This window comes from Streptomyces sp. BBFR102 (genome assembly GCF_051397025.1).
In the GTDB taxonomy this organism is placed as follows: domain Bacteria; phylum Actinomycetota; class Actinomycetes; order Streptomycetales; family Streptomycetaceae; genus Streptomyces.
The window spans coordinates 5603651-5626946 of sequence record NZ_CP195757.1; the positions used below are offsets into that span (position 1 = coordinate 5603651).

The following is a 23296-nucleotide window of genomic DNA, read 5'->3' on the forward strand; positions in this document are numbered from 1 at the left end:
AATCCTCCTGGGGTAGTTGGGTCTCTCACCGCCTCAAGGCGGCAGCCCCGAAGGACTGCCGCCGAGCGACACTTACACAGGTCGGCCGGTCAGCTCGCCGAGCACCACGATCAGGCGCTTCAGCGTGCCGGCGCTGTACGCGGCCAGGTCGGACAGGACTCGGATCTGCTCCGCCGCGTCCTCGGGCGAGGGGTTGGTGTTGTCCAGGAAGGCGAGGCTCAGGTCGATCCGCTCGTCGAGGTAGGGGATCGCCTCGTCGGCCTGGGCCCGCAGCCCGTCGAGCTGGAGGCGCTTCGCCTTCTCGACGATCTCGTCCTCGGTGTACGGGCGATGAAGGATCAGGCCCTCACTGCTCGCCCCCTCGTCGCGCCAGAAGTACAGCTCACGCGCATCGTCGTAGTAGTCGAACTGGCCATCGACCATGCCCTCCGGGGGCGCCTCACTCACTCTGCTCATCCTCCAACTGGTCGTAGCCGTCGATGTACTTGTCCCCGTTCAGCCAGGCCGTGACCTTGCCGACTGCCCGCTCGGTCGCTCGCTGGGCTCCCGACTTCTGTACGCCTCGCAGGAGGCCGATCTCCATGTAGCTGTAGTCGAGTCCGTACCGCAGGAGGAGTGACTGGCGCTCGACCACGGTCAGCTCGGCCTGCCGCCAGGCCGCCTTGATGTCGGCGATGTGGGCGTACAGGGTGTTCGCCTGCTTGGGGTTCGCCTTCACCTTCGGCATGTCTGCGTCCGGGGCGCCCTCCTGCTTGATCCCGTACGCGACCTCGACGTCCCAGACGGTCGGGAGGATCTGCTCAACGAGGGCCCGGTTGTACCCGCTCACGCACCTTCTCCGAGGGCTTCGAGGTTGGCCTCGTACGAGACCTGCTTCGAGCTGCGCTTCTCCCTGGTCAGGTGAGCGTCGCGTAGGCGCTGCCCGAGCCATCGGTACAGAGTGCCGGGCCCCAGGTTCAGGGCCGCCCTCGCCTGTGACGGCCTGGTGGCCAGCAGGATCAGGGCGTCCTGGTGGGCATCTTCGTACTCCAGCACGGACGGGTACGAGTCGGCAGCCTTGCGGGCCGCACGCTGCGCGATGCCGCTCACCTCCTCGGTGATGATGGACCAGTCGCTTCGCGCTTCCTCGGCCGTGTCGTACGCGTTGGTGATCTCGATGATGTTCACTGGGTGACTACCTCCTTCACGGGGACGCGCCCGTCCTTGGTCACTGCGACGACCAGGCCGGGAGCGCCTGTCGTGCCCTTGCTGTGCCGCCACCACGTCGACTCGGACTCCATCGCGGGCGGCTGGAGGAACGTGCGCCACCCGTCCGTATCGACGAACTCGTGGTGCAGGTGGCCGGCGAGGAGCAGGTCCACCAGATGCATGGGCGACGCTTGATTGAACGCCTGGCCCTTCCACCACTCGAAGTGCTTGCCCGGCCTCCACTGATGGCCGTGCGCGTGGCCTACGACCGTGCCCGAGCACTCGACGACGACGACCAGCTCGTCCGTGTCCGGGACGTAGAACTCGACGTGACCGAACCGGTCGGGGTTGAGCTCGGCGGCGTCCTTGACGGCGATCAGGGACTCGGTGTCGTGGCTGTCGTCGTACCGCGTCACGCCCTTGCCGTTGATTCTCACGGCCTCGCCATGGTTGCCGGGGACAGCGGCCATGGTCAGGCGCTCACACAGTGGCGCGAAAAGCAGGAGCGCATGGAGCATGACGCGACGGGTGAGGCGGATCTGCTCGTTGAGCGTGAGCTGTGTGCGCCAGGTGTTGGCGCCGCCCTGTGAGACGAAGCCCTCGACGTGGTCGCCGAGCCACGCGATGTGGACGTGGCGGATGCCGAACCGGTAGCGGTACAGGCTCAGCAGCTCGGCCGCCTCGTCGAGGCAGTCGATCACGCGCTGGAGCGTGCCCTCGACTCCGTCGCCGTCGATCTTGCCGAACTGCATGTCGCCGAGGGCGACGATGAAGGTGTGCGGCGAGCCGGAGACTCGCGGCCCCGTTTCCACCGGGATGATCGGTGTCGAGTCGATCGCGGTGAGCAGCTCGTCGAGCGGGGGCCGCTCCGCCTCGGTCACACTTGCACGGCGGGCGAAGGAGAAGCGGGTCGACACGCCCGTGTCCCCGTTGGCCATCGTCCACTCCGAGGAGCGGAAGCCGGTGACCGTCCACTCGGCGGGGTCGAGCCCCTGGCCTCGCAGTACGTCGGTCGCGGCGGACTCGGTCTGCTCGAAGGTCTCGGCGCGCACGGTCACGTCCGCGCTGTCGCCCTTCACCTCGATCTGCCGGGTGAAGTCCTTCTCGGGGTCGGTGGTCCGGGTCGGGATGGTGGGGCCGACAGGCTTGGCCAGGAGTTCGTCAAGCAGCTCGCTCACTGGGGCCTCCTTCCTGCCGGAGTGCCCGGCGGTACGTACGGATGGTGGTGGCGGATACGTCGTACCCGTGAAGGCGGAGGAGGGACGACAACCAGTCGGCCGAGGTCTCGCCGAGCAGGTGGGGGAGGAGGGCCTCTCGCTCCTCGTCGACCAGGTCCGACCAGATGTCGATCAGTGTCGGGCCCGGCGTGCCGGGGAGCTCAGGCACGCGGCACCACCTTGACGACCTCGACAAGCGGGAAGTCCTCGGGCTTCCCCGTCCACTCCGTCCCGAAGAACGAGAGGTAGGGGTACTCCCCGTTGTACTGGTTGTACTCGGCCAGGACCGTCCTGCCGGCCGCGTCCTCGACGTGGACGAGGCTCCCGTGTTCCAGGATCAAAGGTCGTACACCCCCATCTCCGAGGCCCAGTACACCTGGACCAGCTCGAACGTCTCCTCCTTGGTGAAGCCCTCCGCGCGCAGCTCCTTGCGCAGGTCGCCCACGATCGAGGCGGCCCGCTTCACCGCGCCGAAGTGGTCGATGACCGGCGTGGTCTCGGTGGCCTCGGCTCCGTCCCGCCCCTCGGGGAAGCCCTCGTTCTCGGCGCTCACTCGCCGACCGGCTCTTCGGCCAGGGCCAGGGCCGCGCCGGCAAGCTGGAGGAGGGCGTAGCGCCGCTCCTGCTTGTAGCAGGCCAGGGCTTCGAAGGTGAGCGACAGGAGGAAGGCGTCGACTGTGTGCTCGCTGGCGTAGTGGCGGGCCCAGGCGGTCGCGCGGGCGTCGTGGTTGCTGCGCCGCCCGAGCGGGGTGTCCTTGGTAGGCATGGCGCCGAGGTGACTGGTCGCCTCGCGCATCTCGGCGAGGAGGGCCGCCATCGGGTCGGGCTTGCGGGCCGGAGCTTTCTTGCGGGGGGCGGGCTTGCCCTTGGGGGTCTCGGTCGTCTCGTTCTCGATGTCTGCCACTGGGTCAGTCCTCCTTGGTCTGGGTGAGCGTGAGCACGTGCTCTGCTCCGTGTGCGAGGTAGGTGTCGGTCACGTCCGCCTTCAGGCGCACGGCCTTGGCGGAGCGAAGGGCGCGGGTGACCTTGCCGGTGAGCTCGGCGCCCGCGTCGTCAGGGTCGGCCCAGGTCCACACGCGACTGAAGCCGGCGAGCATCCTCCGATGCCGGCCAAACCACATGTTGGCGCCGGGGATGGCGACCGCCGGGAGGTCGAGCTTGTTCAGGATGATCGCGTCGAGCTCACCCTCGGTGACGTGGATCTCGTCCCCTGCGCGGTGGACGGCCCCGACGTTGAACATGCGAGGGATGTCGTCCTTGACCGTGTTGTACTTGCCGTGGAAGTAGTCGCGGTGGTTGTGCTCCGCCAGGCAGCGGAAGCGGACGGTCAGCGGCTGCCCGTCGCGCCCGAGGTAGGGGATCGCGAGCATCCCCCGGTACTTTTCGTGTCCAGGGGCGGGGTCGGCGACGATGCCGAGACGGAAGGCGAGGGCCTCGTCCCGCTCGATCCCTCGCGCCATCAGGTAGCCCGCAGCCTCCGGGGTGAGGTGGCTCTGGTAGGTGGCTACCGCCTCCTCCAGCATCTCCTTTTGGGATGTCGAGAGGGGCGTGAGCGGTTCGTGCTCGGCCAAGCTGTTCTCCTCCTTACTGCTTGCTGCGCTTCCAGGCGGGCACGTAGCCGCCGCCCGGCTTCTGTCCGGGTTTCTTGCCTGCTGCCTTCCGGCCGCCCCCGTACCGGCTGGTGTAGCCCGTCTCTTTGGCGACCGCGCCCTCCTCCAGGCCGTGCTCCTTGGCGTACGCCTTGGCCTGCTTGAAGTCGATCGCCCTGCCGAGCTGCATGTCGTGGTACTTCTCGATGAGGGTGAAGCTGTCCCCGCCGTTCGCGCAGGAGTGGCAATTCCAGAGGCCCTCGTCGAGCTTGTAGGACATGGAAGGGGTGTTGTCGTCGTGGAGCGGGCACTTCGCCATGCCGGCGTTCCGCTGGTCGTTGAAGTCGACGTCAAAGTGATGCATGACTGCGTCGAGCAGGGGCTTGCTGTCGGAGCCTTCGCCCGAGCGGTCAGAGTCGATCCGGTGGAATCTCACGGCATCCACCCCTCGTCGATGTCGCGCATGTCCACCTCGTGGGCGCGCTCGACGTCGAAGATCGCGGTCAGGTTGCCGTCAGGGTCGGAGACGAAGGCGATGAACGCGGCGATGCCGTCCTCCATGGCGTTCACTGCGGGTCCAGGCCGAGGTACTCCTCGACGGTCGTGAGGACGAACGCCTTGCGCCACCCCTTGCCACGGCGCTTGACGACGACGATGGACTCGACGTTCTCCAGGTCCAGGCCCCGGTGCTTCGCGAAGTTCTCGCGCTCGACGATGGCCTCACCGAGGAAGACGCCGGGCTCGAACTTGGCGTTCTTGGCCTCGATCACCAGGTACCGACCGCCGCCCTCGCGGACGACCATGTCGCCCTCGTCCTCCTTGCCGGCCAGGCGCAGGGACTCGACGTCGAAGCCCTCGCTGCGGAGTCCCTCGCGGAGGTCTGTCTCCCACTGGGCGCCGACTCGCTTGTTGCGCTTGTTTCGCGCGGAGATGTTGTTGCTCAACTTACACACCTACTCTCAAGTAAAGCCAGGCGAGTGCCCGGCGGGAGTTCTGCGACAGTATCACACCTGCGAACCGAGCAGAACCTTGGTGGGGGACCAGTCCTCGGCCGGCTGCACGGCGGGCGCGGCGACCTGCCGGATCTCTGCCTTGCGGAAGCGCGTGTACTCCGGCTCGCAGATCATCGTGGCGTAGCGCTGCGCTGTCGGGTCGCAGGGACCCATGCGCTGTTTCACGCAGGCCACGTGGTACGCCATCGACGTCGGGTCGAGCGCGACGGACAGGGACAGCTCGGGCTTCTCGGAGAGGCCGCCCTTGATCTGGTCTCGGCTCGGCGGGTTCCAGGGGGACGACTTCGCTTCCCACGCCTTGTCGCTCGCATGGTGCAGCAGGATGACCGTGGCGCCCGTGTGGCGGGCCAGCTCGGTGGCTCCCTGCATGACCGCCATCTGCTCGGTGTAGTCGCTCTCCGCGCCCTCGAAGTCCATGAGGTTGTCCATGACGATCACCTCGGGGTACGCGTCCCAGAGCTCGACGTACGCCTCCAGCTCCTCATCCACGGAGCGCCAGGAGATCGGCGAGCCGAACGAGAAGGTGATCTTCGAGTCGGCGAGCGCGTCGATGTACGCCTGCCGGTACTTCCCGCCCTCCGCCATACCGGCCTCGACCATCTCGGTCGTGTCCCGTGTGGCCATCGAGGCGAGCCGGCTGGACGCGGTGAAGGCGCTCATGTCGGCCGAGAAGTACAGGGTGGGGAGGTTCATCTGTGCCACCCAGAACAGTGCGAAGCCGGACTTCTGCGTGCCGCTTCGGCCGGCGATCATGATGACCTCGCCATGCCTCGGCCTCACGCCCATCGCGTAGAGGTCGGCGAACGCGTCCACGCGCGGGAGCTCCCGCCCGGACTCGGCGTGAAGCGAAAGGCTGCGCCCTGGGGTCAGCACTGGGGATTCTCCTCTCGGTAGACGGTCGTCTTGATGCCGGACGCTTCGATCAGCGTCTGGCAGGCAGGGCAGGGCTTGCGGGTCACGTAGAGCGTGGCGCCGGCCAGCTCGTACGGGTCGGCGTGCTCGATGGCGTTGCGCTCGGCGTGCGTGGCGATGCAGTTCGAGTAGTCGCTGTCCCGAGCGCACTCATCGGTGGACATGCGACCTCGCGGGCAGTTGCCCGCACTCGCGCAGCCGGGGATTCCGGCGATGGCTCCGTTGTACCCAACGGCAAGGACGCGGTGCGTCCGGTTCAGAATCACGGCACCCACCTGGGCGCGTGAACAGTCGGCTCTCGTGGCCACTACCTCCGCGACGGCCAGGGCCCACTCGTCCCAGCTCGGTCTCACTGAGACCCCCTCTCTGCGGGCTGGCGCCCGCTCAAGTTCCTCCCTTCTCTCGATGCGACACTTACACATTCAGGTCAGGTCAGTCGAAGTCGGGGGCGTCGGCGACAGCGGCCTCGGCCTCCTCGTCCCGCTTGCCGGCGTAGTCGATGACGGCCTTGCGGACGGCCGCGTCGGTCAGCGGGCGCCAGACCCACGCAGGGTGCGCGCCGGGCTTCTTCGGGGGGACCTGGTCCAGCTTCACGATGGTCGCGCCGCCGACGATGGTCTCCAGGTCGCGAGCGAGGATGGTCTGCTCGATCCTCTGGCCCTTCGACACCTGGGGCGTGCCGGCCGCGAGCGAGGTCGCGTCCTGGAAGACGGTCACGTCCGCGAGGACGCTGTCCTTCGGGCCGTTCGGGGTGGGCCGCTGGCGGTCGAAGGAGTGGACCTCGATGAGGATGGCGACCGCGTTGACGTTGTCCTTCGGCTTGAACCAGCCGCCGCCCTGGACGGGGATCTCGATGAGGTTGAGTGCCACTGTGGTGATGTCCTTTGTTCTTGGCCCGCTCGGGCCGTTACAGGGTGAGTTGAGCTACTTGGTGCTGATGCACCGGGCCGGCACCTCGCCGACCTTGGAGAAGGTCCAGAGCCCGCACGGCGCGGTCGTCCAGATCCAGGCGCCACCGACGATCACGACGATCATCGTGATCGCGGCCAGCAGGTCTACGAGGGGGTCCCGGGGCTTCATGCGGCCGTCTGGATGGCCTTGCCCTTCGCCTTCCAGGCGGCCATGACCGCCGGGTCGGCGAAGAAGGACTGGTTCGCGGCCCAGAGCTTCTTGAGCCCGTCGACCGTGGCCTGCTTGGCGATCTCCCCGAGGATGTACGCGTTGGGGTCCTCGACCTTGGCCTCTGCGACACTTGCACTACCGGACCAGGCGGAAGGGGACTGCTTCGCCGAGGCCGCCGCCCACGGGTCGCCCGCAGGCTTGGCCGGCTCGCTCTTCGAGGTCTCCTCGATGACCGTCGCGCCGAGCGACGTGGCGATCAGCGCCTTGCCGTGCGCGATCTGCGTCGCGTTGACGACGATGCTGCTCAGGCTGAGCCCGGCCTGCGTCTCGGGGTCCATGCCGAAGTAGTCGATGATCTCGGCCCTGACCTCCGGGGCTCCGCCCTCGAAGACGGCCCAGGTGTCCTCGTATGTCTTGCCGTACTTGATCGTGATCTTCACGCGGTGTTGTTCCCCTCTCTCGATGTCTTGCTCGGTTCCTGGTAGAGGCGACCGCACCCACAGCAGAACTCGGACAGGCCGCTCGGTGTGAGCTCGGAGCACATGGAGCGATCCAAGGCGTCGTAGCAGCACTGCGTTCGATTCTTCTTCTTGTGGGGCATCGCATCTCCTCGTTCGTTGGCGTTGTTCAACTTACACACTGTGTCGGGTGAAGTCAACTCCGGCTCATGCGGCCTGCTTCATGAACGGCGTCATGGCCTTTCGGGACAACCCGCGCATCTCACGGATGGTGAGCGCAAGTTGCGCTGCCTTCCATCCGACGTTCAGGTCGACCCAGTACAACTTACACACCCCCTCGCCCGAAGGCAAGTGGACGATGATGCCCCAGTTCTGATTCACCGGCTCCGGCACGGTGTACGCCTTCGCGGCCTCCTCGGGGGAGACCTCGATCTTCTTCCACTTCTGGAAGCCCTTCTCGTCCTGGTCCCGGATCGGAGCAGGAAAGCGGGTGTGGTCGTACTTCTTCGCCCGCGAGTAGATCGCGAGCTGCATCGCCATCTTCAGCCCGCCGTACTCGACGGACCCGGTCTTCAGGTCGCCGATGAAGCGGCCCGAGACAGGCTTGCCGTCAGGGCCGGGGCCCTCGTAGCCGTATGTGCGGTCGTAGGTTCCCCCGACGCCCAGCTCGGAGCAGACGACGAACTGCTCGACCGCGTGAACGGTGAGCGGCGCGGTCTCCACCATGTAGGCCATCATGTCCTCGACGTCCTGCCGGGAGGCGTGCCGGGGGAGCTGCTCTCCACGGTCCACGTACTCCGACAGGTCGTGGAGGTAGGTGCCCTTCTCACGCTTGTCGTTGGCGCCGGAGATGTCCATCGCGCGCTCGGCCAGGGCGTCGAGCTTGCGCTTGTCGCCCGGAACGTTCGGGTCCAGCTTGGCTGCGGCGTCCAGGAGGGAGGGGCGTTTCTGGGCGCCGACCAGGACCATCCTCTTGCCCCAGTCGACGAGGTTGCTCTTGTCCTCGATGCAGTCGATGAAGGTGGTGGTGCGGACCAGGGCCTTCGGCTTGCCGCCGGCTTCGGGGACGACGAGCGGTTTGCCGTGCCCGTCTCGCGGTACGGCGTCGTTCGGGTGGAGGGGCTTGCTCTGCTGCGGGATCTCCAGGAGGTTCAGGGGCACTCAGTATCCTCTCGTCGAAACGGTGTCGGCGTGCTTCTTGTCGGGGGTGTAGTCGAAGTGGAGCGGGCTGGGCGTGAGCAGGGCGCCGGCCACGCAGGCGGTGAGGATGAAGGTCCGCGTCTTTCGCCCGAGCCCCAGGGCGTGCTCCTGCTTCTGGGCGTAGGTGGCCTCCGGCTGCTCGATGGGCACCAGGTAGATGCGTACGGTGCCGTCCTCCAGGACCTCGGGCTCGCACTCGTCGGCGTCCATCGGCTCCAGGCCGTGCCTTCTTGCCTGCGCGAGAGTGGTCCTCATCTGGGCTGGCGAGTAGCCGGGCCTCGCGTCGATGTGCCAGTCCTCGTCGTCCTCGCTGACGACGAACGCGATCCTCCCATCGGAGGAGAGATGCCTCCCGGTCCAGCCCCCGGACTCGGTAGACGGACCAACTCCCAGGTAGTGCGGCACGCTTCGACCCCCCTTGCTGTGTAAGTGTCGCTGTGTGCCCATCTTGCATGGATCTTCAACGCTCTGTCAAGTTCGCATTTCAACGACCTCGAAGAATCTTCACGCTCGGAATGTGTGACTCCGCAGGTCACCGCAGGGTTGTACGGGCAGGTAGAAAATTTGTTCGAATCACGATCGAACCCCTACCCTGGCAAGCGTGAAGCCCCCCGCAGCTCGAATGCGGGGGGCTTCACTTGGCTGCCGGCTGAAGCTCAGTCTCGGTCAGCGTTGGGGCGGGGCGTGGTCTTCCGGTTGGGCCGGCGGATGAGGTCGTCGTCCTCCGGTTCGCGAGGGATGTAGAAGAAGCCCTCGTCGGTGTCCGGGTCGTAGTGGACGACTGCATTCTCCTCCTCCAGCATCTCCAGCCAGTTTCCCAGCCGGGACGTGTCCGTCTCGGTGAGCTCCTTGCCGGCCCGGCGCCGCGCTTCCGCCCGGAGCATTGCGAGCGGGTAGGCCCAGCGGTGCTCCTCCTTCACGAACCAGGGGATCAGCTCGTCATCGCGAACGATTCGACGATCGAGCCCCCGCCGCCGCCGGAAGTTCCCCCACATTGAAGGAACTGTGTCGATGTTGTACTTACGCTTGTACTCCGCAATCATCCAAGCGTACGTGCGCCCCTCCTCGAACCAGCGGACAACTTCCGACTCGTCCTGGATCTTGCGCTTACCCATGATCCTCTCTCTCCTCGTGACCTTCGATGTGACACTTCCACAGTACTGCGCACAGGTCAACTGTGCACAGGTATTGTGTGCCTCGCACCCACAATCACACGGAGGGGCCCATGCTGATCCGAGCTTGCGACATCGACAAGAAGACTCCCGCGACCACCTACACCATCACAGCAGGCGACGGCCGCAGCATCTCCAAGGATCTCTGCGAGGAGCACGCCGAGCCGTTCGAGGAGTGGCTGGAGGAGGCAGAGCCCGGGGAGGAGCCGGAGCCCGAGCCGGCGCCCGAGCCCGCCAGGAAGGCGACGGCCAGGAAGGCGACGGCCAAGAAGGCGCCGGCCCGGCGTCGCCCGAAGGTGACCAGCCTGGAGGAGATCGAAGCCAAGAAGAAGTGAAGACGACAAAGAGGCCCCCGCTGACCTGACGGCCGGCGGGGGCTTCTCTCATTCCGAGTCGGAGTTCTCGACGAACCCGAACGCGGTGAGCGCCTGGATGGCGACCGCGATCTGTGGGTAGTCGGTGGTGAACAGGACCGCGACGGACAGGATGACGCCCGCGAAAGACGCGACCAGCCCAGACTTGCTCTTGTACTTCGTGGGCAGGTACTGCGTGATCGCCGCCCTGCCCTTCGCGCTCACCTTGCGGTGCTTACTCACTTCCGGCCGGCCTCCTTCTGGAGCTCGGTGAAGCCCAGCTTGCCGATCGCGGGGTCGTAGGACTTCCCGACCGAGCGGAACTTCGAGTTCTTGTTGTGGAACCGGGCGACCGCCTTCTGGGTCTCGGCGCCGTAGTACGTGGTGTATGCGCCCGGGATGGGGCCGTAGCCGGCCTTCACGAGGAGCTGCTGGAGCTCCTTCACCTGCGAGTGTGTGGCGCCCGGCCTCACCGCGCTGTTCAGCGCGACGATCGTCGACTTCGCGGCCGGCTTCGAGGCCGTCGCGCCCGGCAGGGTGCCGAGCAGCTTCTTCAGGGAGCTCTCGCCGGGCACGCCGTCAGCGTCGGAGCCGGTGTAGCCGAGGCTCTTCTGGAAGTCCGCGTAGTTCAGCGTGTCCGCGTCCGACCAGCTCGGGCCAGGCCCCTCGGCGTAGTGCCTGCCGAAGCCCTTGGCAACCAGGGCCTGGCCGACCGTGGTGACGTGGGAGCCCTGCGCGCCGTACCCGTACTTCAGCCCGTTGATCGTGACCTGGTAGCGGGCCACGCGCGAGCCAGAGCCGCCGCCGGAGGGCGCGTCGTAGCCGTCAGCCGGCATCCCGCTCTTGACCCATGCGTACAGGTCCGGGCCGGGGCACTCAGTAGCGATTCCGTCCCTGTGGCCCTTCTTGGCCAGGGGTCGGCCGGTCTTGCGGCACGCCTCGTCGTACAGGGCGCGGGCCGCCGACAGCGCCTTGGCCGACGCCTTCGCGCCACCCTTGCCGACCGCGACCAGGACGCCGAAACCGGAGACGTTGTGACCGGGGCAGTGGGCGCCCTGGAGGCCCCAGCCGCGCCCCTCGTAGACGGCGCCGTTCTGGTCGACGATGAAGTTGTAGCCGACGCCGGCCCAGCCGTTGCCGTTCATGTGCAGGCGCTCGACCTCGCGGGCGAGGGCTGCCCCGGTCGGGTTGCCGGGGACGCCACCGAACCAGTGGACGAAGAACTCGGTGCGCCGCGAGAGCGGGACGTTTGCAGGGGTGCCGTTCCAGGCGCGGGCGCCCCAGGTGGAGCGGGAGATGATCGAGATGGACAAGAGAATGAGCCTCCTTGGGCATGGCGAAGGCCCCGCCTCTGTGTGAGACGGGGCCTTCGGGCGGGGTGGGTCAGGTGTTGCTGGTGGCGACGGTCACGGCGATGTGTCCGTCGAGGCGCTCGGCCACGGCCAGGCGTTCGGCGCGCTCGTGCGCCAGGTCGGTGCGCAGGCCGCCGATCTCGCGGCCGTGCTGACGTAGGGCCTCGTCGTGTCGGGCCTGGCCGGCCAGTACCGCTTCGAGCCCGTCGATCACGCGGTCGAGGTCGTCTCTGAGGTTCGTCGAGTGGGTGTTCGCGACCTGGTCGCGCGCCTCCTGCGCGTTCTCGCGCACTTCGTTGATCGCGTTGCCCTGCCTGCGCAGGAGCTCTACGACAGTTCCGATGAGCGTCACGGCTACGGTGCCTCCTGCTGTGACGAGTGCAACTTGCACATTGGGGTCCATGGTGGGGGTCACCCCGCCAGGCGCTCTTCGAGGGCGGCCAGGCGCTCTTCGAGGGTCCTGATCTGCTCGGCCTGGTGCTGCACGACCGGGACCAGGGCGACGCCGAGGAGGTCGTACCGCAGGCCGTCGACCTCGCCGTCCAGGTAGTTGACCATCCAGTCGAGGCCGGCAGCCTCGACCTCCTCGGCGATCAGCCCGACCTCGCCCTTGCGGCCGGTCTTGGTCTCGCCGGTCTCCTCGTCGACTGTGTCCTTGCGGTCGTAGATGACCGGGCGGAGCTTGAGGATGTCATCGGGGTTGATGCCGTAGTCGCGGACGTTCTCCTTGAACTTGATCGAGGAGGTGTTCCGGCAGAAGGTTCCGTCACCCTCGACCCATACCGCGTACCAGGTGCCCGACCCGGAGGCCGAGTTGGAGTGCGGCTTCTTCGAGCCGTTGGCCCAGGAGATCGTCGAGCCCGAGGTCAGGTAGCCGGAGTGGTTGTGCGAGCTCGGCGTAAACGTCGAGGGCTTGCCGGTGATCGAGCTCCAGGAGTGCGAGTGCGAGCTCGGCGCGAACGTCGTGGGCTTGCCCGTGATGTCGCCCCAGGCGTGGTTGTGGGAACTGGGCGGGAAGGTGGCCGGCTTGCCGGTGACATCACCCCAGGGGTGCGTGTGCGAGGCGGGAGGGAAGGTGGCCGGCGAGCCCTCGATCGTCGACCAGGTGACGGTAGGAGCGAGATCCTTCCAGGCCGTACCGGTCCAATACTCCCACTGGTTCGTCGAGGTGTTCAGCCCGAGCCGGCCGGTGCGCGCGCCCTCGGGGCGAGTCGCGGTGGTCCAGCCGCCCACGCTGTTACCGAGGAAGCGCCGCTCGCCCTGGACGTTGCCGGCCGAGATCGTCGAGGCGCCGACCGGGATGGTGACGGTGGCCAGCGGGAATTCGAAGATCCCGGTGTCGGTCTGCGTCAGGGCGGGGAGTCCGCCGCCCGAGGTGCCCTGGACGACGGCGAGAGTGATGGAGTTCGCGGTCGGATCGAGGCGGAGTACGACTCGGTCGTAGCGCTGTGCGGCACTGGCCGCCGCGATGGTGACCGCCTCGGTCGCGGTCGACTGGACGGCGTGGCCGCGCACGATCGCGAAGCCGGGGTTCACCTTGACCCGCATCCCCGAGCTGTCGCCGTAGGTATTGAAGCTGGTGCCGCCGACCGAGTCGGCGATGCCGGAGTGCGAGGCCAGCTCGCGGAAGAGGTAGCTGTACTGGCCTTCGGAGACGGCCTGACCGTCGAAGGGGTAGGAGCTGATGGACACGGGGAGGGTCCTCCTTTACTCAGAGAAGGGGCCGACGTCTTCGACGGCGAGATGGGAGCCGGCGCTCGTCAGGAAGCGGACCTTGCCGTACGTGGTGTCCGGCGTGCGGGCAGCCCAGATCGAGAGGCCGACTGTGAGCTGCCCGGCCGGCGGGTTGATCAGGTAGAAGGAGCAATCCGCGCTCGTCGCGGTCGTGGAGTCGTCATCGAAGACCGACACCCGATGGGCGCCGATGACCGTCCCGGAGGTGGTGACGGTCGTGCCGGCCGCCCATCGGACTCGGATGAGCAAGCTGCTCTTGGCGTAGCGGATGTTCGTGTTGGCGTTGTCGCCCACGCCATCCGTGTCTGCCGAGTACGCCTGGAGGTGCACCTTGTAGATGCGCTTCGGTGCGGCGCGGAACGGGAGCTGGTAGACCATCGTCTCGGTGTTGCCGACGTACTCGGTGCTGTCCAGGTCGTTCATGAGCGCCACGACGCCTCGCGGCAGGTGGTCTGCGGACAGTAGTCCCACTTGCACACCTCCTTACGCGAGGGCGACCCAGAAGCGGTTGCCTCCGGTGCCGGGGCTGGTCGGGAAGGTGGTGGGCGCTGTGGTGTTTGTGCCGGAAATGACGCCGAAGCGCCACACCCCGTTCACGCCGAACTGGTTCGCCGGGCCACCGAAGGAGTTCTCCAGGCCCAGGATCATCGGCCCGTCACCCGTGGTGGTGTTGTAGTTGAATCGCCAGGCCACGTAGTAGATGCCGGCCGGGAGCGTCACCGCGCTGTCGAGCGTCGTGTACGAGGCCATGCCGCCCTCGCCGTGCTGCTCGGCCGGCTCGTTGCCTGCCTCGATCGTGGTGGCCGTACCAACCCGCGTACGGGCGGTGTTGTAGATCGCGGCCCAGGACCCGGAGATCAGGCCGCCCGAGTAGCCGCCGAAGTGCCACACGATCCGCGAGATCGTCGCAGGGGCGGCCAGCTTGACCGCAGCGAAGCGGGTCGTCGTGCCCGAGAACGCCGGGGTGGACTGCGTCAGGACCGGGTCGAACGCCCAGCCCTTCAGGCCGAGGTCGGTCGGGGTGAACTCTCCAGGCGCCGCGACGTCGGGGAGCTGCGCCACCGGGACGCGCTGCCCCGAGTCGAGCGACGCGACGCCGTTTACGGCGCCCCGGTCGGTCCAGGCGACGCCGCCCAGGTCGCCGATGTCGAAGGACACCGCGCCAGTCTGGCCATTCACAGAGGAGACCGGAGCGTTGGCAACGGTGACGATCGTGCCGTCCGACTGCCGGACCTTCAGCTTGCCGGCCTCGGCGTAGGTGACGACCCCGTTGGCCGGGTTGCCGGTCGGGACGATGTTGGCGTTCTTCAGGGCCAGGGCGAACTTGCCGCCCGCGAAGTCTGCGGTCGTGTCGCCGACGCCCAGGTTGTAGAAGGTCGAGCGGAGGCTGTTGCTGTACGCGTGGCCGGCCGCCGTGACTCGGAAGTAGGTGGCCGGGTCCTCGCTGCCGAACGCGGTGAAGGTGTTGCCGGACGTCGGGCTGATGTTCAGCGGCCCGTCCAGGGTGCCCCCGGCGAGCGGAAGGGCGTTCACTTCCGAGGCGTCCAGCGTGACGGCGCCGACCTTGCCGTTCACGGAGTCGACCGCGCCGCCCCCTCCCTCGCCTCCGCCCCCGCCGGGAGCGAGCTGGAAGGTGGTGCCATCGGACTGGAGAACCTTGAGCTTGCCCTCCTCGGCGTACATGACCGCGCCGGCCACAGGCGGGCGCGTGGGGGCGATGCTGCGGTCCTTGAAGGCGAGCACGTACTTGCCGCCCGCGAAGTCGCTCGCGGTGTCCCCGACGCCCATGTTGTAGGCGGTGTTGGTCATGCCGTTGGAGTACCAACTGCCGGACGCCTTGACGGCGAAGCGCTCGTCGGTCGCGGTGCCACCGTAGACGGTGAGCGGGCCGGCCCCGTTGCCCTTGATGGACAAGTTCGCGCCCTCGACCGTTCCGATCAGGGGGAGGGCGTTCATGTCGGCCGCGCCGAGTGTGACGTTGCCGGTGTGGCCGTTCACCGAGGTGACCGGGTAGCTGACCTGCGCGATCTGGAAGCTCGTGCCGTCCGCCTGCTTGACGAACATCTTCCCGGACTTGGAGTAGACGTAGGTTCCGCCCGAGGTGGTCGCCGGGTCCGCCGCGATGTCGCGCAGCCCGACCGCGCCGTACGACGTGACCTGAGCGCTGCCGTGGTGCACGGTCGTTCCGAAGCTGATCGTGCCGTCCGAGCGCTTCGCGTGGATGACGGTCTTGTTGAAGGAGCCGTCGTCGTTGCGCGCGGCCAGGCGGAAGTCGGAGCCTGCGGCCGAGCCGGTCTCGGCGACGTCGTCGGCCTGCGCTTCCCATCGGCTCGCGCCAGCGGTCAGCCAGCGGAAGGCCCGGTAGTTCCCGGCCGGCCTGTCGATGCTCATGTACGAGGCCGAGACGGTGGCGTTGGCGTTCGAGGGGAGTGCGTTGACGTCGGACGCGGCGAGGACCACGTTCTCCACGCCCTGTCCGTTGACGGACTGGACGACGCCGGCCTCACCCTTCGCGCCGGGCGGACCCTGCGGGCCCTCCGGTCCGGTCGGGCCGACCGTGCCGTTGTCGTAGGGGTACCAAGTTGTGGGCACTTACGCGACCTCCACTCCGCTGATGTGGGCGTAGGCCGTGGCCGAGTTGCCCTGAATACTGATCGTGTCGCCGGGTTCGAGCACCTGCGAGATCCGCAGCGTGAGGACGCCGTTCGGATGGATGCCGACGTTCGCGAGGAGCGGGACGCCGTTGACCTTGATCGCGATGAGCGCGCTCGAAGCGCTCACGTTCGTCGCGAGGATGTCGGTGATGATCGCCTGCCCGTTCGCGGGGGCGGTGTAGATGATCGTGTCCAGGTCAGGGAGCTCGCCCCGCCAGAAGTTCTTCGGCGCCGTGGCCATCTGTTCACCACACTCCCATGATCGACATCAGTTGGTTGTCGGCGGCAACGCCCGCGTCGGACGTCCGCTCAAGTTGCGAGACACGGGCCTCGGTGTTCGTCACACGCTTCGCCATCGCGGCACTCGCGTTGAAGCCGGCCGGGTCTCCCAGCAAGACGCCGACGCGGAACCCGTCCGCGTCGATCCTGATGACGACGCCGGTCGCGTTGGACGTGAGCTCCTGCTCCTCAACGACGACGGAGACCCTGTCTCCCAGGCCCCAGTCGAGGCCGAAGCGCATGGCTCCGTCCTCCATCGGGACGACCTGGACGTTGACGGCGGTGAAGCCGGAGCTCTCCATCGCCTCGTCGCCGGCCTGCTGGAGTTCCTCCCAGTTGTCGGTCTGGCGCTGGTCGATGAACTGCTCGATCCGGCGCCCCCAGTCGGCCTCTGCGGCGACGGACTCGGGCGTCTGCACCTGGAGGAACTGCCGCTTCACCAACTCGCCCTGACCTGCGACGACAGCACGTGTGACGCCGGGAGGCGAGATTGCCACACGTTGTCCTGCAAGCGAGCCGTTCTGCACGTCGAGGCGGATCAGCCTGGTGCGGTCGGTGATCTCGTAGGTCTCGAAGACCAGGCCCTTCCCGCGCTGCACGACACGGAAGCCGAGCTTGCCCAACACCGCCAGCTCGGCGAGCAGGTTGCCCAGCACGGGGAAGCGGGCGGACTTGATGACGGCCGGCCCGCGCCCCGAGCTGGTGCTCGCCGCCAGGTGCGTCTTGCGGCGCTCGACGGGCGCTGTCGGACCGATGTTCGCCATGACGAAGGAGTGCATGACATCCTCCGCCGGGCCTTGCCTGACGTCGTGTGCGAGCGTCTGGCTGGCGCCGTTGGGGTTCGTCGGGTCGGGGAAGGCGAGGGCGTCGGCGAGACACACCGTGTCGGACACGCCCTCGAAGGTGATGCTCCCTCCGGGGTCCTCCTGCGTGGCAGCGAACTCCGCCTTCACCATCGGCCCCGACATGAGTACGTCGGTCGGGCCGGTGACGATGACGCCGGCCCCCGGCGTGCGCAGGATGTTGGCGAGAGGGCTCTCCGCAGCGAGCGTCAGCTTCCACTCGCCTACGTTGTTGAAGTGGTCGGTGAGCTCAAGCTGGAGCTCCTCGGGCCGGACGAGGCCGCGACGAGTCAGCGACTTGTCGCGAACCTCGACCGTGATGTCCTCAAGACGCACTCAGATCACCATCCACTTCCTCGGCCGCCACGAGCAGGTGATCTTCGAGCGGGGCGAGATGTCTTCGAGCTGAGCGGTCGCGGTGGACAGGCCGGGCTTGACGGTCCAGAGGCGGGGCGCCTCTTCGAGCTCGGCGTAGCGGTTGTTGCCTTCCTGGTCCACGACGGTCCCCTTGCGGGTATCGATGATCAGGCGCTGGTTCGCCAGGAGCGTGCCGCCCCAGGCGAGGCGTTCACCGGAGGGGGAGACGGCCAGGAAGTTGGTTCCCGGCCCCGTCACCTCCCAGGTGGGGTAAGCGTCTGCGGTGCCCCGGTTGTCGAGCTGGATCTCGCCGATTGCCTGCGACGCCGCGACGGGCACCGAGGCAAGCGAGGAGAGGAAGCTGGACACCGAGTCGTCCTGGCCGATCGATCTGATCTGAGCCTCCGAGGAGGTCCAGTACGGGTCCGGCGACCGGAAGGTCACAACGGTCTGGAAATCGCGCTCACCGGTCGTGTCTCCGCCGTAGGCGTACTCGCCTCCACCAACGCGGTAGACCTCGGTGGCCCACCGAGTACCGTCATCGTCGAGCAGGGTAAGGGTGCACCGACCGGCCAGCGCGAGGGCCAGCCGGTCGGTGAGCTCCTGGAGGTGTCGACGGTCCCGGGCCAGGATCTCCAGGGGGATGTCGATGTCCCGCGTGAGGACTCGACGCCTCCGGAAGGTGGCGCCGTCTCCGGCACCTTCAAGCCACTGGACGGAGACGGGGGGCAGGCCGAAGCCCGTCACCCCCGTCTTGGCCTGGTAGCCCAAGCCCTTGTCCATGATCTCGTTGAGGTTGAGCGTGTCCGTCTCACTGGCGAGCAGGAGCTTGGGCACTGATGATCACCATCCAAACCTTGCTCGATTGCCGGCGGCGAACAGATCTTCTTCGGCCCCGAGAGAGGAGCCAGGCGCCGCGTAGTAGTTGAGGATCTTCGTGGTGCCACCCCCTTCCGAGCCCGCGAGCGCGCTGTTCACGGCGGCCGTGAGGCCACCCGACGCGCTGACCTGCCCGACGCCGAGCGCGTCGAACTCGGTGTTGGCGACGTCCTGCGTCAGGCCCCGGAGGGTCTTGCGCACAGCGTCGTACCGGGACTCCAGGCCGTTGATGAAGCCGTCGATGACGAGCTTGCCGGCGTTCGTCAGGAGGACGCGGTCCAGGGACTCCGGACCCTTCCACGAGGTCAACTTGTCGGTCAGGTTGCCGAGCGTGTCCTTGACCTTGTCGAACATGCTCGCGATGCCGTCGATGAAGCCACGGATGAGCTTCATGCCCGCATCCTTCAGGGTGGAGCCGAGGGAACCGAGCGCGGACTTCGCCTTACCAGGCAGCTCCCTGACCTTGGCGACGGCCTTGCTGATCCAGGTCCCTACGGTCGAGACGAGGCTGCTCAGCGCGGAGCTGGCGACCGACTTGATCGAGGACCAGGCCGAGGAGAAGTACCCCTTGATCGACGCGAGACCCGACGTCACCTTGGACACGGCGCCGCTGAAGAACGACGTGACGCCGCGCGTGATGGACGCCCAGCCGTCGGTGAAGAACTTCCCGATGGCCTTCATGCCGTCCATGAACAGGCCCTTGGCGCCCGTCAGGAATACGCCGATGTAGCCACGGATCGCCGTGAAGGCGCCCGTGAATACGGCCTGGATCGCAGTCCACGCGGACGAGGAGAGAGTCTTGAGGGCCGTGAACGCCTTGCCGGCCGCGCCGAGGATACCGACGTTCAGGAACGTCTTCAGCGCGCCGAGAATGACGTCCCAGACGCCCTTGAGCATCCCCTTGATGCCCTCCCAGAGCTGGGAGAAGCCTTCGTTGAACGTGTCCCAGTTGCCGGTGAAGATGCCCTCGAAGACGCCCCAGATCATCGTGAAGTAGCCGACGATGTAGTCCCAGACGCCGACGAAGAACGTCTTCAGCCCTTCGAGAACCAGGGCCACACCCTCGATCGCGGCGACCAGCGAGCCGGCCAGGATCTCGACCAGGAACTGAATGATCGGGACCAGGATCGGCATGACGAAGTCGACGATGGCGAGGAGCGCCTGGAGGAAGGGCTGTAGGGCTTCGACCACTCGCTGAATCGCGTCCGCCAGGGGTGGCAGGACAGCCTGGACCACCTCCGACAGCATGGGGAGCAGCGGGGCGATGACGGCCGTCAGGATCTGGAGAGCGATCTCAACGATCGGCTGGAGCGCCGTGAAGATCTGCGCCAGGGCCTCGCCGAGGACAGGCAGGATCGGAGCCAGGGCTCCGACGAGCTGCTCGACGAGCGGGGCGACCGCCGCGATGATCATCTGAAAGAGCTCGGCGATCGGAGGGAGGATCGCGGCCAGCAACCCGAAGGCTGCGCCGAGCATCTCTCCGACAACCGGAACCAGCTGAGCGATGATCGGTGCGAGCATCTGGAACGCGGAGGTCAGTGCGCCACCGAGTAGCTCCACGATCGGGATGACCTGCGGAGCCAGGGCGGTGAACGCCTGGGCCAGCGGGACGACTGCTGCGGTGACGAGCCCGGCGAAGACCGGGAGCATCGCGGCGACGACCTGCATCAGTGCGCCGAGGGCCTGGCCGAGCGGAGCCATCGCGGGGACGAGGAGCTGCACGGCCTGGTAGAGCGCGGTGAACATGGCCTTCACGCCGTCCGTGACGGCGGTCTGCGAGAGGGCGTCAGAGATGGCGCCCAGGGCCACACCGAGGATCGAGCCGGCCTGCGGCAGGATCGTCGTCAGGAGCGAGCCGAGCTCGATGAAGAGGTTCTTCACGGCCGGGCCGGCGCCGTTGGCCAGGTTCGACATCGCCAGGTGGGCGGCGGTGAAGACGTCGACCATGCCCTTCTGGAAGCCGTCCGAGTCGACGACCTCGTGGATGCTCGCGAGGGAGTCGCGGAGCATTCCCAGGGTGGAGCCGCCGGCTTCAGTGGCTGCGCGGGAGAGGCCGGCGAGGATGCCGCCCGTCTCGTACAGGATTCCGCCGAGATCCTTCAGCGAGGTGATGCCCGCGTCGATCTCTTCCTGGAGCCCGATCTGCCCCTTCTTCTGGAGCCAGACGTCGAACTGCTTGGAGATGTCGACGAACCAGCCGGCCAGGTTCGGCAGGTAGGAGGCGCCGACCTCGCCGAGCTGGGCGATGATCGAGGAGAAGACCTTGGTGCCGCCGGTCGCGGTGGCGATCGACTCGTTGAGGTAGCCGAACATCGCGTCGACCAGGGATGGGTCGAGCGCTGCCGTGAGGTCGGTGGCGAACGAGCCGAAGAACTTGCCGATCGCGGTGGACGACGAGTCGAAGCCCTTGGCGAAGCGGGGGAGCAGGTTGTCGACCATGTCGCTGATCGGCTTGCGTGCTTGCTCCCAGAAGTTCGAGCTGATCGTGTCTTGCATCTCGGAGAGTGCGGCCTTGGCCTGCGGAACGACCGTGTTGAAGTCGCGCAGGGCGGCGATCGTGACGCCGAGGCCAACCGCGAAGCCGCCGAGCAGGCCGGGCATGGTCAGGGCCAAGGCCCCGATCTGCGCGAGCGACGCGGACAGCGCGAAGAGGTTGCTCGCCGAGGTCAAGGCCAGCGCTGCCAGGCCGGCCATCGCCGAGGCCAAGGAGCCGATGATCGGCACGCTCTTGTCGAGGTTCTTCAGGATGTTGCTGAACTTCTCGAAGAGGTTGTTGAGCACACGGATACCGGAGAGCGCCGCGAGGGCAGTGGCCACCTTGGCGACCGCCGCCTCGTTCAGCTTCGGGATGATCGAGACCGTGCGGGGACGAGTCAGCACGTCGAGGCGCGCATTCGTCGCGGCCGAGCTCAGAGCCGAGACGTCCGGCTCGACCTTGATCTTCAGGGGGGAGTTGTCGTCCCGCCAGTCCTTGAGCTGGTCGGTCATCTTCCGAAGCGACTGAGCCGAGATCTCCACGTCGACCGCGCCGGCATCCAAGGTGGACTGGAGCTTCACCTTCTGGCCGGACTTGGCCCGGTTGTTGTAGGCCCGGATCGCCCGCGCCAGCTCGCCGTTCATGGTGCTCGTGTCGATGCGGGTGTAGATCTTCACCTTGCGTGCGTCCGACTGGCGGTTGCGCTGGCTGATCTTCGAAATCTCGGTGAGCATCTCGCGCTCGAAGCCGGCCATGTTGGGCATGACCTGGACCTCGACCTTGAGCTGCTTCTCGATCTTGGTGAGCTGTTTGCTCGCCTTGCTTCGGAACTCGTCGGTGTCGGGTAGCACGCGGACGCTGACGCGACCGATGACCTGACCCTGGGGCATGGGCTACCTCCGGGCTGTGAACCGCTTGTAGATCTCCGCGACGGAGGTCTTCTTGCCGGCCGTCGTCGGGCCGCTGGACTTGGTGGGCTTCTTCAGCGCCTTCGGGCGAGGCCACGCCGGGATCTTGGGTGCCTTGCCCTTGCCCCACTGGCCGGTAGCCCTGGTGTTCTGGTTGATCGCGTCGAACACGTCGGCCTGCATGTGGCGGTCGATGCCCCAGCCGAAGTGCTCCCTGCCGCCCGACGCGAGGGCGACGGTCAGGGATGTGTCGGGCAGCCTCCGCACGAGCGCGAGGACGAACTTCGGGGAGGGGCCACGCCCCTCAATCACGTCCACCAGATCGATGCCGTAGTGGAAGCGGAGGTCGGCGTACACCCCCTCTCCGAAGTCGTCGATCAGCTCGCAGAGGCCGAGGCTTCCCCCACCTGCGCGCCCTCGATGTAGGTGTTGAAGATCTGGGCCAGGACGGCGAGGTCGCCGTTGACGGCCTTCAGGAGGGCCTCGCCCTTCTTGGGGTGGTCCACGACGATGAGGATGGCCTCGGCCAGGAGCTCCTCCTGGTCCACGCCGTCCGCGTCCATCCGGTCCTGGATGCCCTGGAGTTCCTCGCGCTTCTCCTTCGACAGGCGGAGCGGGTTGAGCAGGCGGGCGGTGGTCTTCTCGTCGACCGTGATGTCGGTCGAGCTGTACTTCGCGTCGGCTGCGGCGCGGATGTCGTCGAGAGTGAAGCTGGCCATGGGGTTGCGGACCTCCAAGTGGTAGGGGTGAACAGGTGCGGACCATCGGGGAGGGGCCACCCGGGGTGGCCCCGGCCGCGCAAGGAGGTCCGCGTCACTTGCACAGCCGGGGAGTTCGGGATCAGGTCGAGGCGATGCCTGAGATCCAGTCGGAGCCGTCGTAGTGAGCGATGGAGCCGTCGCCGAGCGCGACGTACTGACCGTCAGCCCATGCGGTCGACGGGTTCGGGGTGACGAGGTCGAGGTCGACCAGGTCGTAGGGAACCGCCGAGCCGGCCGGGGTGAAGGTGCCGGGCGTGCCGGCGGTCGCGCCGGTAGCGGAGACGGTCCCCAGCGGGGTGATCGCGTACGTCCAGTTGTTCGCGCCGTAGGCCATCGGCTTCACGCCGAGGGGCAGGCCGGCCAGGCTCTCCGTGTCACCGAAGGACACGTCGTCACCACGGTAGATCTCGGCCTTCGGGGCGTAGAAGGCGAAAACGTTCTCGCCGTCGAGGAACACCGCGAGGAACGCGGCCGTGGTGGGGATCGGGTCGGTCGGGACGCCGACGCTGCCGTCAGGCAGGACCGGAGCGTTCGAGCCGTAGTAGAGCTTCAGCCCCTTGACGTCGAACTGCTGGAGCGTGAAGGCCATCGTCTCGGTGCGCGCCGAGTACTTGGTGCGCAGGCTCTTGTTCTGGAGAGAGCCGATGGTGGTGGCCTCTCCGCCCTCGGAGGTGATCGAGAAGATGTCCTCCAGCGATGTGTGACCCACGGCCTCCCACGGAGAGACAGGGACGAGAAGGTCGTCGGGGATGTCGGTGCCGACCGGGGCGGTCAGGTAATTGCCGGAACCGATGACGAGGGTGGCGTTGTCGTTCAGTGCCACGAGGCGTT

At 67.2% G+C, this 23296-nt stretch carries 34 protein-coding genes; 1 reads left to right on the forward strand and 33 read right to left on the reverse strand.

The genetic code is table 11. The annotated features are described in order from the left end of the window. Positions 1-72 precede the first annotated feature (72 nt). From ACSLIC_RS24680 to ACSLIC_RS24775, 20 genes are all read right to left on the reverse strand, one after another. A complete protein-coding gene (locus ACSLIC_RS24680) occupies positions 73-447 on the reverse strand; it encodes a hypothetical protein (RefSeq protein WP_436739895.1) in 375 nt (124 codons plus the stop codon). Then, the gene (locus ACSLIC_RS24685) at positions 440-829 is read right to left on the reverse strand and encodes a hypothetical protein (protein ID WP_436739896.1); all 390 of its coding nucleotides are present in this window, start codon (positions 827-829) and stop codon (positions 440-442) included. The genes ACSLIC_RS24680 and ACSLIC_RS24685 overlap by 8 nt, the downstream gene beginning before the upstream one ends. Continuing rightward, entirely contained in the window at positions 826-1167 is a 342-nt protein-coding gene (locus ACSLIC_RS24690) for a hypothetical protein (protein WP_436739897.1), read from the reverse strand. Before ACSLIC_RS24690 ends, ACSLIC_RS24685 begins: the two co-directional genes overlap by 4 nt. Next, on the reverse strand, positions 1164-2366 hold the full coding sequence (locus tag ACSLIC_RS24695) for a hypothetical protein (protein ID WP_436739898.1): 1203 nt from the start codon (positions 2364-2366) through the stop codon (positions 1164-1166). Before ACSLIC_RS24695 ends, ACSLIC_RS24690 begins: the two co-directional genes overlap by 4 nt. Beyond that, on the reverse strand, positions 2350-2574 hold the full coding sequence (locus tag ACSLIC_RS24700) for a hypothetical protein (protein WP_436739899.1): 225 nt from the start codon (positions 2572-2574) through the stop codon (positions 2350-2352). Before ACSLIC_RS24700 ends, ACSLIC_RS24695 begins: the two co-directional genes overlap by 17 nt. Further along, positions 2567-2746, reverse strand: coding sequence for a hypothetical protein (locus ACSLIC_RS24705; RefSeq protein WP_436739900.1), 180 nt, complete (start codon positions 2744-2746; stop codon positions 2567-2569). Before ACSLIC_RS24705 ends, ACSLIC_RS24700 begins: the two co-directional genes overlap by 8 nt. Next, positions 2743-2958 (reverse strand): DUF7187 family protein, encoded by a 216-nt coding sequence (locus ACSLIC_RS24710; protein WP_436739901.1) that lies wholly within the window; start codon positions 2956-2958, stop codon positions 2743-2745. The genes ACSLIC_RS24705 and ACSLIC_RS24710 overlap by 4 nt, the downstream gene beginning before the upstream one ends. Beyond that, positions 2955-3308, reverse strand: a complete 354-nt coding sequence (locus tag ACSLIC_RS24715; protein WP_436739902.1) for a hypothetical protein — start codon at positions 3306-3308, stop codon at positions 2955-2957. The genes ACSLIC_RS24710 and ACSLIC_RS24715 overlap by 4 nt, the downstream gene beginning before the upstream one ends. A 4-nt stretch (positions 3309-3312) precedes the next feature. Beyond that, complete coding sequence (locus tag ACSLIC_RS24720; RefSeq protein WP_436739903.1) at positions 3313-3975, reverse strand: toprim domain-containing protein; 663 nt, start codon at positions 3973-3975, stop codon at positions 3313-3315. Between the two features lie 13 nt (positions 3976-3988). Continuing rightward, a complete protein-coding gene (locus tag ACSLIC_RS24725) occupies positions 3989-4429 on the reverse strand; it encodes a CHC2 zinc finger domain-containing protein (RefSeq protein ID WP_436739904.1) in 441 nt (146 codons plus the stop codon). Then, the gene (locus ACSLIC_RS24730) at positions 4426-4554 is read right to left on the reverse strand and encodes a DUF7215 family protein (protein WP_436740473.1); all 129 of its coding nucleotides are present in this window, start codon (positions 4552-4554) and stop codon (positions 4426-4428) included. The genes ACSLIC_RS24725 and ACSLIC_RS24730 overlap by 4 nt, the downstream gene beginning before the upstream one ends. A gap of 5 nt (positions 4555-4559) precedes the next feature. After that, on the reverse strand, positions 4560-4937 hold the full coding sequence (locus tag ACSLIC_RS24735; RefSeq protein ID WP_436739905.1) for a hypothetical protein: 378 nt from the start codon (positions 4935-4937) through the stop codon (positions 4560-4562). 60 nt (positions 4938-4997) lie between these two features. Beyond that, positions 4998-5819 (reverse strand): AAA family ATPase, encoded by an 822-nt coding sequence (locus ACSLIC_RS24740; protein ID WP_436739906.1) that lies wholly within the window; start codon positions 5817-5819, stop codon positions 4998-5000. Positions 5820-5872: 53 nt separating this feature from the next. After that, positions 5873-6340 carry a deoxycytidylate deaminase gene (locus tag ACSLIC_RS24745; protein ID WP_436739907.1) on the reverse strand — a complete coding sequence of 156 codons (468 nt, stop codon included), beginning with the start codon at positions 6338-6340 and terminating at the stop codon, positions 5873-5875. 10 nt (positions 6341-6350) lie between these two features. Then, positions 6351-6788: a hypothetical protein gene (locus tag ACSLIC_RS24750; RefSeq protein ID WP_436739908.1), complete on the reverse strand. Its 438-nt coding sequence runs from the start codon at positions 6786-6788 to the stop codon at positions 6351-6353. A 54-nt stretch (positions 6789-6842) separates the two neighbouring features. Beyond that, on the reverse strand, positions 6843-6998 hold the full coding sequence (locus ACSLIC_RS24755; RefSeq protein WP_436739909.1) for a hypothetical protein: 156 nt from the start codon (positions 6996-6998) through the stop codon (positions 6843-6845). Beyond that, on the reverse strand, positions 6995-7480 hold the full coding sequence (locus ACSLIC_RS24760) for a hypothetical protein (RefSeq protein WP_436739910.1): 486 nt from the start codon (positions 7478-7480) through the stop codon (positions 6995-6997). The genes ACSLIC_RS24755 and ACSLIC_RS24760 overlap by 4 nt, the downstream gene beginning before the upstream one ends. Before the next feature lie 225 nt (positions 7481-7705). Further along, positions 7706-8659, reverse strand: coding sequence for a hypothetical protein (locus ACSLIC_RS24765; protein ID WP_436739911.1), 954 nt, complete (start codon positions 8657-8659; stop codon positions 7706-7708). After that, complete coding sequence (locus tag ACSLIC_RS24770; RefSeq protein ID WP_436739912.1) at positions 8660-8953, reverse strand: hypothetical protein; 294 nt, start codon at positions 8951-8953, stop codon at positions 8660-8662. Positions 8954-9354: 401 nt separating this feature from the next. Continuing rightward, positions 9355-9813: a hypothetical protein gene (locus ACSLIC_RS24775; protein WP_436739913.1), complete on the reverse strand. Its 459-nt coding sequence runs from the start codon at positions 9811-9813 to the stop codon at positions 9355-9357. 110 nt (positions 9814-9923) lie between these two features. Here ACSLIC_RS24775 and ACSLIC_RS24780 point away from each other — a divergent pair, with 110 nt between their 5' ends. Further along, on the forward strand, positions 9924-10205 hold the full coding sequence (locus ACSLIC_RS24780) for a hypothetical protein (RefSeq protein ID WP_436739914.1): 282 nt from the start codon (positions 9924-9926) through the stop codon (positions 10203-10205). A gap of 48 nt (positions 10206-10253) precedes the next feature. Here the strand turns inward: ACSLIC_RS24780 and ACSLIC_RS24785 are convergent, their stop codons facing one another. From ACSLIC_RS24785 to ACSLIC_RS24845, 13 genes are all read right to left on the reverse strand, one after another. Then, entirely contained in the window at positions 10254-10466 is a 213-nt protein-coding gene (locus ACSLIC_RS24785) for a DUF7439 family protein (RefSeq protein WP_436739915.1), read from the reverse strand. Continuing rightward, positions 10463-11536 carry a peptidoglycan-binding protein gene (locus ACSLIC_RS24790; RefSeq protein WP_436739916.1) on the reverse strand — a complete coding sequence of 358 codons (1074 nt, stop codon included), beginning with the start codon at positions 11534-11536 and terminating at the stop codon, positions 10463-10465. Before ACSLIC_RS24790 ends, ACSLIC_RS24785 begins: the two co-directional genes overlap by 4 nt. Before the next feature lie 70 nt (positions 11537-11606). Continuing rightward, positions 11607-11927, reverse strand: a complete 321-nt coding sequence (locus tag ACSLIC_RS24795) for a DUF2746 domain-containing protein (protein WP_436739917.1) — start codon at positions 11925-11927, stop codon at positions 11607-11609. Between the two features lie 59 nt (positions 11928-11986). Continuing rightward, the gene (locus tag ACSLIC_RS24800; protein WP_436739918.1) at positions 11987-13267 is read right to left on the reverse strand and encodes a tail fiber domain-containing protein; all 1281 of its coding nucleotides are present in this window, start codon (positions 13265-13267) and stop codon (positions 11987-11989) included. A gap of 15 nt (positions 13268-13282) precedes the next feature. Then, a complete protein-coding gene (locus ACSLIC_RS24805) occupies positions 13283-13780 on the reverse strand; it encodes a DUF7298 domain-containing protein (protein ID WP_436739919.1) in 498 nt (165 codons plus the stop codon). Positions 13781-13792: 12 nt separating this feature from the next. Then, complete coding sequence (locus ACSLIC_RS24810) at positions 13793-15901, reverse strand: hypothetical protein (RefSeq protein WP_436739920.1); 2109 nt, start codon at positions 15899-15901, stop codon at positions 13793-13795. Continuing rightward, positions 15902-16204, reverse strand: a complete 303-nt coding sequence (locus ACSLIC_RS24815; RefSeq protein ID WP_436739921.1) for a hypothetical protein — start codon at positions 16202-16204, stop codon at positions 15902-15904. It abuts the gene before it with no gap. Between the two features lie 4 nt (positions 16205-16208). Further along, complete coding sequence (locus ACSLIC_RS24820; protein ID WP_436739922.1) at positions 16209-17420, reverse strand: siphovirus ReqiPepy6 Gp37-like family protein; 1212 nt, start codon at positions 17418-17420, stop codon at positions 16209-16211. Beyond that, positions 17421-18278 (reverse strand): phage tail family protein, encoded by an 858-nt coding sequence (locus ACSLIC_RS24825; protein ID WP_436739923.1) that lies wholly within the window; start codon positions 18276-18278, stop codon positions 17421-17423. Positions 18279-18284: 6 nt separating this feature from the next. After that, a complete protein-coding gene (locus ACSLIC_RS24830; protein WP_436739924.1) occupies positions 18285-21686 on the reverse strand; it encodes a phage tail protein in 3402 nt (1133 codons plus the stop codon). Positions 21687-21689: 3 nt separating this feature from the next. After that, the gene (locus ACSLIC_RS24835) at positions 21690-22061 is read right to left on the reverse strand and encodes a hypothetical protein (RefSeq protein ID WP_436739925.1); all 372 of its coding nucleotides are present in this window, start codon (positions 22059-22061) and stop codon (positions 21690-21692) included. A gap of 20 nt (positions 22062-22081) precedes the next feature. Beyond that, positions 22082-22423, reverse strand: a complete 342-nt coding sequence (locus ACSLIC_RS24840) for a phage tail assembly protein (RefSeq protein WP_436739926.1) — start codon at positions 22421-22423, stop codon at positions 22082-22084. Between the two features lie 121 nt (positions 22424-22544). Beyond that, complete coding sequence (locus tag ACSLIC_RS24845) at positions 22545-23288, reverse strand: hypothetical protein (protein WP_436739927.1); 744 nt, start codon at positions 23286-23288, stop codon at positions 22545-22547. Between the last annotated feature and the right edge of the window lie 8 nt (positions 23289-23296).